Raw genomic sequence first — 12,250 nt, 5'->3', positions numbered from 1 at the left:
TGGTGCTTTCCGCGCATCAACTCACGTACTGCGCCACGCCATCACCGAACGACCAGTTCTCCTTCTTTACTTCAACAAGATTGATGAACACATCCTCGCGGCGGATGCCCACCGCCGCGTGCAGTCCATCGGCGATGCCGGCGTACAACGCCTTCTTCTGCTCCAGCGTACGCCCTTCGTTCCAGGTGATCTGGATGCAGATGAAATCGTCGGTGCGGTCCACGCCTAGATAGCCGGGGTCGTAGATCAGCGTGCCGGCGTCGTGCTGCTGGAAGATCTGGAAGCGGTCGTTCTCCGGCACGCCCACCGCGCGCATGGCCTGGTAGATGGCTTCGCCGACACGTTGCAGGTAGTCGGCGGATTTACCTTTGCGAAGATCGATGCGGGCGAGCGGCATGGTGGCACTCCAGGGAATGGGGGCACGGCACTGCCTCGAGAGTACGCCGGCCGTGAACCACGGAACAGCGCATGGATGGAATCCTGTGCCCGCATCGGTGAAGTGCGTCCCCCGAGCGCTTCGCGCGGTTGAGGGAGCCGGTGAGTCGCGCTTCCAACGATGCCGGAAAGCCGCGCTGATGGCCAGGCAACAAAAAAGCCCCCATTTCTGGAGGCTTCTTTCGTTCTGCAACATGGTGGGCGGTACAGGGATCGAACCTGTGACCCTTGCCGTGTGAAGGCAATGCTCTACCGCTGAGCTAACCGCCCGGTGTGTTGCTGAGCCGCTCATTATAGGGGCTTTTCAGAGGCCGTCAACAGTTTTTCACATTCGTGTTCACGGGTGTTTCGAGGTCGTAGCCGGGCATGGCCCGGCGCTACCGGAATCACATCGTATGGGTCGGCTTGTCCGAACCGGTCAGGCCGGCCAGCAGGGTCTCGATCTTGTGGCGTACGCCCTCGCCTTCGGCACCCTCGGCCAGCTGCACGCCGATGCCGGCGGTACGGTTGCCCTGCGCGCCGGCCGGGGTCACCCAGATCACCTTGCCGGCCACCGGCAGGCGCTCGCTGGAATCGGGCAGGGTCAGCAGCAGGAACACCTCGTCGCCGAGGAAGTAGCGCTTGGGCGTGGGCACGAAGATGCCGCCATTCTTCACGAACGGCATGTACGCGCTGTACAGCGCGGCTTTGTCCTTCACGGCCAGGGACAGGATGCCCTGGCGGGCGTTGCTGGCACTCATCGATTTCCCCTTGCGGCAGGCCGCTCGTTCACCTTGTTCCAGGCCAGCAGCAACTCGACCACCGCAAGGTCTGCACGCACCGTGGTGCGCAGCAGGTCGCGGGTGCGGTTGGCCGCATCGAACCAGGCTGCAAGCTTGTGCAATCGCTCCGGCGTGGTCAAGGCATCGGTGCTGGCCTGGGCCAGCGCCAGGTCGGCGGCAAAGCGCAGGCGCAGCGCCGCGTTGTCGTCACCACACCACTTCTGCGCCAGCTCCACCGCGCCGGTCTTGCCGGCGGCCAGCTGTTCCAGATCTCGACCGACTTCGCGGCGCAGGCTCAGGCCATCTTCACGCAGCCAGTTGTCGGCCTGGCCGGGATGGCCGCGCGCCGCGTCCAGCGCTTCGCGCGCCGATGCTTCGCTGTGGCCCTGCTGCTGCAGCCAGGCCATCGCTTCATCGCGCGGCGGCAGCTTGAATTCCAGGCGCTGGCAGCGGCTTCGCACGGTCTGTGGCAGGCGTGCCGGGTCGCTGCTGATCAGCCACAGATAACGGCCTGGCTGCGGCTCTTCCAGCGTCTTCAGCAGCGCGTTGGCCGCCGAGCGGTTGATCGCATCGGCCGGGTCGACGATCACCACCTGCGCCACGCCGTACTGCGGGGTCAACGCCAGCTTGTCGGTGATCTCGCGCACCTGCTCGATGACGATCTCGGTGCGCAGCTTGTCGCCGCTCTTGTTCGGAATGAAGCTGACCAGCTGCAGGTCCGGATGGGTACTGGCGGCGATCAGCTGGCGCGTGCGCGTGGCATGCGCGGCATCACCGCGCGCCAGTACGTGGTCGGCCAAGGCCAACGCCACGTCGCGCTTTCCCAGCCCGGCCGGGCCGCAGATCAACAAGCCATGGCCGAGCCGACCGGCATCGAGCGCGGCGACCGTCTGATCGAACGCGCGCTGCTGCCACGGCGAGAAACGGCTCATGCGCCCTCCCCGTCCTGCAGCCAGTGCTCGACACGCGCGACCACATCAGCGGCGACGCGTTCCTGCACCTGGCCAGCGTCGATCAGGGCGAACCGCTGCGGGTCCTGTTGTGCGCGGTCGCGGAACACTTCGCGCACGCGCTGGAAGAAATCGTCCTGCTCGCTCTCGATGCGGTCCGGCCACAGGTCACGGCCATTGGCGCGTGCGCGGCCTACTGCCACGTCCACGTCCAGCAGCAGGGTCAGGCCCGGCAGCAGGCCCACCGCGCGGCGTTCCAGGTCGGCAATCCACTGCGGATCAAGGCCACGCCCCCCCCCCTGGTAGGCGTAGCTGGAATCGGTGAAGCGATCGCTCAGCACATAGGCGCCGCGCTGCAGCGCCGGCTGGATCACCTGGCGCACATGCTGCGCGCGTGCAGCGAACACCAGCAGCAGCTCGGCTTCGGCGCTGAGCGGTTCGGCGGCGATCTCGGCATCGGGCTTCAGCACCAGGCCGCGGATACGCTCGGCCAGCGGCGTACCGCCCGGTTCGCGGGTGAGTACCACCTCATGACCGTGGCTGCGCAGGCAGTCACGGATGGCATTGATGGCGGTGGTCTTGCCCGCGCCCTCGCCGCCTTCCAGGCTGACGAAACGCGGGTGGCGAAGCAGCGCGGGACTCATTGCGCCGGGGTCTCCTGGGTACGTTGCTGGCGCAGCTGCTGCAGGTAGCGGGCCACTGCGGCGTTGTGCTGGTCCAGGCTGGGCGAGAACACGTGCGCGCCACTGCCATCGCCCACGGCGACGAAGTACAGCGCGTCGCCCGCTGCGGGTTGCGCGGCCGCCATCAGCGCATCGCGGCTGGGCATGGCGATCGGGGTCGGGGTCAGGCCCGCACGGGTATAGGTGTTGTAGGGCGTATCGGTGGTCAGGTCGCGGCGGCGGATGTTGCCGTCATACGCCGCACCGATGCCGTAGATCACGGTCGGGTCGGTCTGCAGGCGCATGCCGATCTTCAGGCGGCGCATGAACACGCCGGCAATCTGCGGACGCTCACTGGCCAGCGCGGTTTCCTTCTCGATGATCGACGCCATCGTCAGCAGTTCGTACGGCGTGTTGATCGGCAGGTCCGGCGCACGGCTTTCCCAGGCTTCATCCAGCGCCTTTTCCATTGCGGCGTGGGCGCGCTTGAGCACGTCCAGATCGCTGTCGCCACGCTGGTAGACGTAGGTCTCCGGCAGGAAGCGGCCTTCCGGATGCTGGCCACCAAACCCGAGACGCTGCATCAGCGCGGCGTCATCGAGGCTGTCGGTGGTGTGCAGCAACGGCTCGGCGCGCTTGAGCGCGGCACGCAGCTGGCGGATGTTCCAACCCTCCACGATGGTGACCCGGTGCTGCAGCACCTTGCCGGCACGCATGCGCAGCAGCAGCTCGCGCGGGGTCAGGTCGCCACTGAGCGCGTACTCGCCCACCTTCAGCTTGCCGGCGGCATCAAGCTGACGCGCCAGCAGCTGCCACTGGGTGTCCTGGCCCTCGTCCACGCCGGCATCGCGCAGCTTGCGCAGCACGCTGTTCATGCCATCGCCGCTGGCGATGACCATGCTCTCGGCAGTCGGGGTGATCGGGGCATCGGCGAAACGCGTCTGCTGGTAGAAGAACCACGCGCCCACGCCGGCCACGACGGCGCCCAGCACCACCACCAGCGTTACCACGAACAGACACCCGCGCTTGGCTCCCGCCATGGACTACCTCTGAACTCGATTCCGTCGTGCAGGATACCGTGCCGGTGGATTGGGGTCATGACCGGGGCCACGCAGCCGTGCCGACCAACGGTCGGCACCCACCGGAACAACGGCACCCGCCGGTACCGGTAGTGCCGGCCGCTGGCCGGCAATCGCGTGGACCGCGGATGAATGAGGTTGCCGGCCAGCGGCCGGCACTACCCCTGCTGGCCCAGTGCGCGCAGCAGGCCGCGGGCCTTGGCGCGGGTCTCGTCCAGCTCCTTGTCCGGGTCCGAATCGACCACGATGCCGGCGCCGGTGCGGAAGCTCACCTCGTGGCCATCCACTTCGGCGGTACGGATCAGGATGTTCAGGTCCAGGTCGCCATCGCGGTTCAGCCAGCCGAACGCGCCGGTGTAGGCACCACGCGGCACCTGCTCCAGCTCGCTGATGATCTGCATGCAGCGCACCTTTGGGCAGCCGGTGATGGTGCCACCCGGGAACGTGGCGGCGATCACCTCGCCGGGCGTGACCTCCGGGCGCAGATGGCCGCTGACGTTGCTGACGATGTGGTGCACGTGCGCGTAGCTCTCCACGGTCATCAGCTCATCGACCACCACGGTGCCCGGCAGGCAGATGCGGCCCAGGTCGTTGCGCTCCAGGTCGATCAGCATCACGTGCTCGGCACGCTCCTTGGGGTGGCCGACCAGCTCCTGGATGCGCGCGGCATCGTCGTCGCCTTCGAAGCGTGGACGGGTACCGGCAATCGGACGGGTCTGCGCATGGCCGGCGTGCACCGACACCAGCCGCTCCGGCGAGGAACTGACCACATGGCGGCCGTGCGCGCTGAACAGGCCGGCAAACGGCGCCGGGTTGGCACGACGCAGCTGTGCGTACAGCGCCTGCGGGCTGACCGGCGCAGCGAACTGCGCGTTCCAGCGCCGCGACAGGTTCACCTGGAACACGTCGCCGGCGCGCAGGTACTCGATCACCCGGCGCACGCCATCAGTGAAACGCTGCGGCGCGTCCTCGCCGACCGCCTGCGGTGGCTGCCAGCCCTGCCCGGCTTCGGGCAGCGCGGCCGAGGCCAGTGCCACCAGCGCATCCAGCAACGCCTGCTCGCCGGCTTCGGCGATGACGAAGCTGGCATCGTTGTGGTGGTCATGCAGCACCGCCGCCGGGCAGCGCAGCGCCAGCGCGGTCGGGCGGCCATCCTCGCGTGCGCGCGCCGGCAGCACCGGTTCGATCTGGCTGGCCACTTCGTAGTCCAGCATCAATGCCCAGCCGCCGCGGAACGGCAGGCTGTGGCTGCCGTCATGCGGCAGGCGCTCATGCTGCCAGGCGCGATCCAGTGCCTGCAGGAACGTGCCGGGCTGCACCAGGTCGTGCTGGTCGCGCACCTGGCCGTCGGCATCCAGCCGCAGGCCATCGCCCTGCGCGACCAGCAGCAGGCTCCAGCGGCCCTGGGCGGTGCCCGAGGCGGTGGATTCCATCAGCAGCGGGAAGCGCGCCGGGTCGTGCTGCTGCAGGGCCAGCAGATCGATCGGGTGCGGCAGCGGGTGGATCAGCGGTGCGTGGGTCATGGCAGCCAGTTCGGGAATTCAGATGCACGGAAGCCGCCTTGCGGCGGCTCCGTGGTGCACGGCGTTGATCCGTTTGTCGGATTGCCGATGGGTAGAGTCGACTGTCAGTCGACTGCTTTCCCATCAACGATCACCGCGGCGGATCGAAAGGCAGTCGACTGACAGTCGACTCTACAACCTACCGCACCGGTCAGACGCGCTTGAAGATCAGCGTGCCGTTGGTGCCGCCGAAGCCGAAGCCATTGGACATCACCACGTCCACCTTGGCCTGGCGTGCTTCGTTCGGTACGTAGTCCAGGTCGCAGCCTTCGCCCGGCTGCTGCAGGTTGATGGTCGGCGGGATGACGTTGTCCTGCAGCGCCATCACCGAGAAGATCGCTTCCACGCCGCCCGCTGCACCCAGCAGGTGGCCGGTCATCGACTTGGTGGAGCTGACCATCATCTTGTAGGCGTGGTCGCCGAAGGCGGTCTTCATCGCCATGGTCTCGCCCAGGTCGCCCAGCGGCGTGGAGGTGCCGTGCGCGTTGAGGTAACCCACCTGCTCCGGGGTCACGCCGGCGTCCTTCATGGCCATGACCATGCAGCGCGCGGCGCCTTCACCGTTCTCGCTCGGTGCGGTCATGTGGTACGCGTCGGAGCTGGCGCCGAAGCCGGCCAGTTCGCAGTAGATCTTCGCACCACGGGCCTTGGCGTGCTCGTACTCTTCCAGGATCAGGATGCCGGCGCCGTCGCCCAGCACGAAGCCGTCACGGTCCTTGTCCCACGGGCGCGAAGCCTGTTCCGGGGCATCGTTGCGGGTGCTCATGGCCTTCATCGCGCAGAAGCCGCCCAGCGCGGTCGGCGACGAGCCACGCTCGGCACCGCCGACCACCATCACGTCAGCATCGCCGTACTGGATCATGCGCATCGCGGTACCGATCGAGTGGTTCGAGGTCGCGCACGCCGAGACCGCCGAGAACGACGGACCCTTCAGGCCGGTGATGATGCTCAGCTGGCCCGGCAGCATGTTGATGATGGTCTTGGGTACGTAGAAGGGCGAGATCTTCTTGCCCTCGTGGAACTCGATGGTCTGCTCTTCGATGCCGAGCAGGCCGCCGATGCCGGCGCCGACGATGGCGCCGATGCGCTCGGCATTGGCGTCGGTGATCTCCAGGCCCGAATCATGCAGGGCCATGAACGAGGCACCGAGGCCGTAATGGATGAACGGGTCCATCTTCTTGGCATCCTTGCCGCTGACCCGGAACTTGCCGAACAGTTCATTGTCGGCGGTGATGTCGAATCCCTTGACCTCACCTGCAATCTTGGTGGTGAACCGATCCACGTAGGCATCAGCAACGTTGGTCAGCGGACCGATGCCCGAACGACCGTGGGTGATGCCTTCCCAGCTGCTGGCCAGATCATTGCCCAACGGCGAGACGATACCCAGGCCGGTTACGACGACGCGACGCTTCATTGCTGTTTCTCCTGACCCGGATGATTTCTACGGGTAACTCGGTTTGCTTCGATGTGATGCCCAAACACACGGGGCCGCAACAGCGGCCCCATGGGGTGCGGTGCGCGGCAAGGAAATACCTGCACGCGCACTGCCGTCTGACATCAGGCCTTGACGTGGGCCTTGACGTAGTCGATGGCGGCCTGCACGGTGCTGATCTTCTCGGCTTCTTCGTCCGGGATCTCGCACTCGAATTCTTCTTCCAGGGCCATCACCAGCTCGACGGTGTCCAGCGAGTCAGCGCCCAGGTCATCGACGAACGATGCGCTGTTGGTGACTTCTTCTTCCTTGACGCCAAGCTGTTCGACGACGATTTTCTTGACGCGTTCTTCGATGGTGCTCATGGGATCTCGCTCCAGATGGAGTTGTGGTTCAAAAGTGGTCGCCATCAAAGGCGATGGCCGTGGGATAGTGTAGTGGAAACCGGCGCGGCCTTGCATCGCAGCAAAAACCTCAGCAGATCAACCACTTGCGGCGCAATCCCTGCGCCCCTTGCTTACGGCATGTACATGCCACCGTTCACATGGAGGGTTTCGCCGGTGATGTAACCGGCAGCCGGGCTGGCCAGGAAGGCCACCGCATGGGCGATGTCCTCCGGCGAACCCAGGCGTTCGAGGGCGATGTCGTTGATCAGCGCGGTGCGCGCTTCTTCCGGCAACGCCTTGGTCATGTCGGTGTCGATGAAGCCGGGAGCAACCACATTGACGGTAACACCGCGCGAACCGATTTCCTTGGCCAGCGACTTGCTGAAGCCGATGATGCCGGCCTTGGCGGCCGCGTAGTTGGCCTGGCCGGCATTGCCGGTCACGCCCACCACCGATGCGATGTTGATGATGCGGCCCTTGCGTGCCTTCATCATGCCGCGCATCACCGCCTTGCTGGTGCGGAACACGCTGGTCAGGTTGGTGTCGATGATCGACGCCCAGTCCTCGTCCTTCATGCGCATCAGCAGGTTGTCGCGGGTGATGCCGGCATTGTTGACCAGGATCGAGATCGGGCCGAACTCCTTGGCGATGCCGTCCAGCACGCTGTCCAGCGCGGCAGCGTCGGTCACGTTCAGTGCACGGCCGTGGCCGCCGTGGGCGGCCAGGCGCTCACCAATCGCGGCAGCGCCGGATTCGGTGGTGGCGGTGCCGATGACGGTGGCGCCCTGGGCGGCCAGCAGATCGGCGATGGCGGCACCAATGCCACGGCTGGCGCCGGTGACCAGTGCGATTTCACCCTGCAGGGGCTTGCTCATGATGTTTTCCTCAGGCTGGGGCGGCCGCCGTACCCGTACCGCGTGCAGCGGCCACCGGTACGGTCGGCAGGAACAGGGGGAGTCAGGCCGACCATGCCTCGCGGGCGGCTTCGAAGTCGCCCGGGGTGGCCAGTGAACGGCCGTCGATGGCCTTGTCGATGCGCTTGACCAGGCCGGTCAGCACCTTGCCCGGGCCGCACTCGGCGATCCGGGTGATGCCGCGGCCGGCCAGCGCCTGCACGCACCCGGTCCACTGCACCGGCTGGTACAGCTGCTGGACCAGCGCGGTACGGATCGCGTCGATACCGTCATGCACCTGGGCATCCACGTTCTGCACCACCGGCAGCTGCGGTGCCTGCCAGGACAGGCCGGCCATCACTTCGGCCAGACGGTTGGCGGCTTCGCGCATCAGCGGGGTGTGCGAGGGCACGCTCACGGCCAGCTTGACGGCCTTGCGCACGCCCTTCCCGGCCAGCAGCGCCAGCGCGCGGTCAACCGCATCTGCGTCGCCGCCGATCACGATCTGGCCCGGCGAATTGAAGTTGGCCGGCACCACCACCTGGCTGCCCGCGGCTTCGGCGCAGACGTCCAGCACCAGCTGGTCTTCAGCACCGAGCACGGCGGCCATGGCGCCGACACCGGCCGGTGCGGCTTCCTGCATCAGCTGGCCGCGCAGGCGCACCAGGTGCGCACCGTCATGCAGGCTCAGCGCGCCAGCGGCGACCAGGGCGGTGTACTCGCCCAGGCTGTGGCCGGCCAGCACCGACGGGCGCGGACCGCCCACGGCGTTCCAGACGCGCCACACGCCGATGCTCGCGGCCAGCAGGGCCGGCTGGGTGTATTCGGTACGGTTGAGCATTTCCTCCGGGCCACCCTGGGACAGCGCCCACAGGTCGACGCCGGCACCATCGGATGCTTCGGTGAAGGCTTCACGCACCTGCGGGTGCAGTTCGGCCAGCTCGGCCACCATGCCCACAGACTGCGAGCCCTGGCCGGGGAAGACAAAAGCGAGGGTGGATACGGTCACGCGGTCATCCGCTTGTTGCAATCGAAGCGGGCCATGATAAGGGCGAATCCGCTGTGTCGTCTGTACGTGCGCGTATGCAGGCGTATGGAGCGCCGCCGCGGGACAACCCCGCATCCGGTGCGGTGCCCCGCCCAGGTAGAGTCGAGTGACAGTCGACTGCCCTTCGATCAGCCGCTGAAAACCTGCGCTGCGCGCGGAAGTCGACTGACAGTCGACTCTACCGCAGCGCCAACCTGCCAGCAGCGCGAACCTGCCATCAGCAGAACAGCTGCAGCACGTCCAGGTCGCCGTCGGCGAGGAAGTCCACGCACAGGCCCACCAGCATCAGTACGCCCGCCGTGCTGGCGCCATGGGCGATGAAGATCGAATGCGCCAGCGCGCGCGCTGAACGGCCCAGCTTCATGCAGACCCGGGCCAGGCTGCGCAGGCGGCCGCTGACCGCGTGCACGTGTTCGCGCACAGGCGCCTGGGCCTCGCCCATCGCCTCGGCCATCATCGCCTGCAGCTGCTCGGGGCGGTCGGCGTAGTACTTGGCCACGCCGTAACCGAACATCAGCCAGTCGCGGGCCTGCGCTTCGGACAGATCCATCACTTCCAGCGGATCTTCCTCGAAGTCGATGAAGCCCACCTTCTGCCCATCCCAGGTGAGGTTGCGCGGCAGCGGCTGGCCGAAATAGGCGCCGCGCGCATGCGCTTCGGCGATGGCCTGCATGGCCGCCATCACCAGCCGGTCGCGGCCGGCCTCATCGGCCTGGCGCAGGCAGGTATTGAACGAGCTGCCGTTGTCACCGATCACCAGCGCGGCGTGGCCGCTGCCCAGCACGTCGGGCACGTTCACGCCTTGCGCCTGCAGTTCTCCCAGGCGACGGGCTTCGGTTTCTCGCGCGGCATCACCACCACGGTGCGGCGGTGGCCGCAGGGCGTCCAGATGGAAACGGCGGGCAACGAAATTGAGCAGGCCCAGGGCCACTGCGCGGCTTCCCTTGCCGTACTGCTTCAGCCAGGCGCGCTGCCCTTCGATGACGATGGGCTCAACCATGACGTGTACTCCTTTAAACGCGTTACGGCCCCAGAGGGGCCGTAACGACAAAACTTCACATTGTCGTAACTTGCACTATCAATAGCGCAGCAGGGCCGAACCCCACGTGAAGCCGCCGCCGAAGGCTTCCAGCAGCAGCAGCTGGCCGCGCTCGACGCGGCCCGAACGCACCGCGGCGTCCAGCGCCAGCGGCACCGAGCCGGACGAGGTGTTGCCGTGCTTGTCGACAGTCACCACCACCTGGTCCATCGACATGTCCAGGCGCTTGGCGGTGGCTTCGATGATGCGCAGGTTGGCCTGGTGCGGAATCAGCCAATCCAGGTCGGACTTGTCCAGGCCATTGGCAGCCAGGGTCTCGTCCACGACCGAGTCCAGCGCCTTGACGGCGTACTTGAACACGTCGTTGCCCTTCATGTTGATGGTGCCACCACCGTTGGCGCCGTCCTTGAAGCCGGTCGAGACGCCCACCGGGTTCCACAGCAGCTCCTTCTTGCTGCCGTCGGCATGCAGGTGGGTACTGAGGATGCCGGTTTCCTCGTCGGCCTTGAGCACGACGGCGCCGGCGCCATCGCCGAACAGCACGCAGGTGGTGCGATCGTTCCAGTCGACCATGCGGGTCAGCGTTTCGGTGCCGATCACCAGCACGTGCCTGCAGTCGCCGGAACGGATGAACTTGTCGGCCACGCCCAGCGCGAACACGAAGCCCGAGCAGGCGGCGTTGACGTCAAAGGCAGGGCACCCCGCAACACCGAGCTTGGCCTGGATCAGGCACGCGGTGGAGGGGAAAATGAGGTCGGGCGTGGTCGTACCGACCACGATCATGTCGAGCTGCGAAGCGTCGATACCGGCCGCTTCAAGTGCGCGCAACGCGGCCTGGTAGCCGAGGTCGCTGGTGGTTTCGCCTTCGGCCGCGATGTGCCGTTCACGAATTCCGGTGCGCGACTGGATCCACTCATCCGAGGTTTCGACCATTTTTTCCAGGTCGGCGTTGGTCAGGACTTTTTCCGGCAAATAGCTACCGGTGCCCGCGATCCTCGAATAGATCCGCTTGCTCATCATGTTTCCTGTTGCGCGGGCCGCCGATCACCGGCACGCCCGGGAAAGAAGGCAAAGGCCGCTGCCCGGGGGCAGCGGCCTTCCCGGCACATCAATCTTCTTCGACGGCCGAGGTCTTGGTCTGGATGACCTTCTTGCCGCGGTAGAAACCGTCGGCAGTGATGTGGTGACGCAGGTGCACTTCGCCGGTGGTCGGGTCGGTCGACAGCTGCTTGGCGCTCAGGGCGTCATGCGAACGGCGCTGGCCGCGGCGGGACGGGGTAACACGGGATTTCTGCACAGCCATGGGATTGCTCCAAACTCGGTTCGTTTTGCTTCGTCGTATCGTCGCGCAGGACGCCAGCGCCCAGCACACTTTCGCTTTCGCCGCAGCCGCCGACGACAATCCGGCTGCTATTGTTTCTTCAATGCCGCCAATGCCGCGAACGGATTGGCCTTCTTTGTTTCTTCTTCGCTCGGCGCCCAGTCCTTGTCGACTGCTTCACCGTCGGGCGACAGTGGAACCACCGGCACCGCCAGCACCAACTCGTCTTCGACCAGGTCCAGCGGACGCAGCTGGCCGTCTTCCGGCACCAGCAACGCCTCGTACTCCTCCGGCAGGGACGATTCCTCGTCCTCGTCGCGGATCAGGCCAAGCCTCTGGGTCACCTTCACCGGCAACAGGAATCGCTGCATGCTGCGCTGACAGGTCAGCGGCAACGCGGTGTCGATGGTCAGTTCCACATAGGATACCCGCAGGACTTCGTCGCGACCGAATTCAAGCGAGTAGGAACACTCGCCGTCGGTATCTGCGACCAGCCCCTGCAGGCGGGTCAATTCAGCCAGGGAGACCTGGCCGTCGAAGCGCCTTCGCGCTACGACCATCCGCCAAGCATCCAGCGATTCGGGCACGTTCGCGGACATAAGCCGCTGAATACTAAGGATCGGGGGGGCTGCTGTCAAATGCCCGCCATACAGCACTTGCTGCTGGCGCTGCGCACAGGCCA

At 66.4% G+C, this 12,250-nt stretch carries 14 protein-coding genes and 1 tRNA gene; all 15 read right to left on the bottom strand.

Going from position 1 to position 12,250, the window contains the following annotated elements; translation table 11 throughout:
* Positions 1-16: 16 nt before the first annotated feature.
* Positions 17-397: a tautomerase family protein gene (locus AC5P9L_RS07215; RefSeq protein WP_227415255.1), complete on the bottom strand. Its 381-nt coding sequence runs from the start codon at positions 395-397 to the stop codon at positions 17-19.
* 233 nt (positions 398-630) lie between these two features.
* Positions 631-705, bottom strand: a tRNA-Val gene (locus AC5P9L_RS07210).
* Between the two features lie 116 nt (positions 706-821).
* Positions 822-1,175 (bottom strand): PilZ domain-containing protein, encoded by a 354-nt coding sequence (locus AC5P9L_RS07205; RefSeq protein WP_046982794.1) that lies wholly within the window; start codon positions 1,173-1,175, stop codon positions 822-824.
* Positions 1,172-2,128: a DNA polymerase III subunit delta' gene (locus tag AC5P9L_RS07200; RefSeq protein WP_227415254.1), complete on the bottom strand. Its 957-nt coding sequence runs from the start codon at positions 2,126-2,128 to the stop codon at positions 1,172-1,174. Before AC5P9L_RS07200 ends, AC5P9L_RS07205 begins: the two co-directional genes overlap by 4 nt.
* Positions 2,125-2,790, bottom strand: a complete 666-nt coding sequence (tmk, locus tag AC5P9L_RS07195; protein WP_227415253.1) for a dTMP kinase — start codon at positions 2,788-2,790, stop codon at positions 2,125-2,127. Before tmk ends, AC5P9L_RS07200 begins: the two co-directional genes overlap by 4 nt.
* The gene (gene mltG / locus AC5P9L_RS07190; protein ID WP_227415252.1) at positions 2,787-3,848 is read right to left on the bottom strand and encodes an endolytic transglycosylase MltG; all 1,062 of its coding nucleotides are present in this window, start codon (positions 3,846-3,848) and stop codon (positions 2,787-2,789) included. Before mltG ends, tmk begins: the two co-directional genes overlap by 4 nt.
* 197 nt (positions 3,849-4,045) lie before the next feature.
* The gene (locus AC5P9L_RS07185) at positions 4,046-5,410 is read right to left on the bottom strand and encodes an aminodeoxychorismate synthase component I (protein WP_088431447.1); all 1,365 of its coding nucleotides are present in this window, start codon (positions 5,408-5,410) and stop codon (positions 4,046-4,048) included.
* Positions 5,411-5,600: 190 nt separating this feature from the next.
* Entirely contained in the window at positions 5,601-6,863 is a 1,263-nt protein-coding gene (gene fabF, locus AC5P9L_RS07180) for a beta-ketoacyl-ACP synthase II (protein WP_005412446.1), read from the bottom strand.
* A 143-nt stretch (positions 6,864-7,006) separates the two neighbouring features.
* Positions 7,007-7,246: an acyl carrier protein gene (gene acpP / locus AC5P9L_RS07175; protein ID WP_005408313.1), complete on the bottom strand. Its 240-nt coding sequence runs from the start codon at positions 7,244-7,246 to the stop codon at positions 7,007-7,009.
* 152 nt (positions 7,247-7,398) lie between these two features.
* On the bottom strand, positions 7,399-8,142 hold the full coding sequence (gene fabG / locus AC5P9L_RS07170) for a 3-oxoacyl-ACP reductase FabG (protein WP_005408312.1): 744 nt from the start codon (positions 8,140-8,142) through the stop codon (positions 7,399-7,401).
* 82 nt (positions 8,143-8,224) lie between these two features.
* Complete coding sequence (fabD, locus tag AC5P9L_RS07165) at positions 8,225-9,169, bottom strand: ACP S-malonyltransferase (protein ID WP_197596551.1); 945 nt, start codon at positions 9,167-9,169, stop codon at positions 8,225-8,227.
* 256 nt (positions 9,170-9,425) lie between these two features.
* Positions 9,426-10,208, bottom strand: a complete 783-nt coding sequence (locus tag AC5P9L_RS07160) for a BUD32 family EKC/KEOPS complex subunit (protein WP_005408310.1) — start codon at positions 10,206-10,208, stop codon at positions 9,426-9,428.
* A gap of 78 nt (positions 10,209-10,286) precedes the next feature.
* Positions 10,287-11,264, bottom strand: a complete 978-nt coding sequence (locus AC5P9L_RS07155) for a beta-ketoacyl-ACP synthase III (RefSeq protein ID WP_005408309.1) — start codon at positions 11,262-11,264, stop codon at positions 10,287-10,289.
* Positions 11,265-11,355: 91 nt separating this feature from the next.
* Positions 11,356-11,550, bottom strand: a complete 195-nt coding sequence (rpmF, locus tag AC5P9L_RS07150) for a 50S ribosomal protein L32 (RefSeq protein WP_005408308.1) — start codon at positions 11,548-11,550, stop codon at positions 11,356-11,358.
* 107 nt (positions 11,551-11,657) lie between these two features.
* A complete protein-coding gene (locus AC5P9L_RS07145) occupies positions 11,658-12,167 on the bottom strand; it encodes a YceD family protein (protein WP_012479287.1) in 510 nt (169 codons plus the stop codon).
* Between the last annotated feature and the right edge of the window lie 83 nt (positions 12,168-12,250).

The organism is Stenotrophomonas sp. YJH_SMC_64 (genome assembly GCF_059371375.1).
Note: the sequence above shows the minus strand (reverse complement) of the source record. Positions and strands in the feature narration are given on the sequence as shown.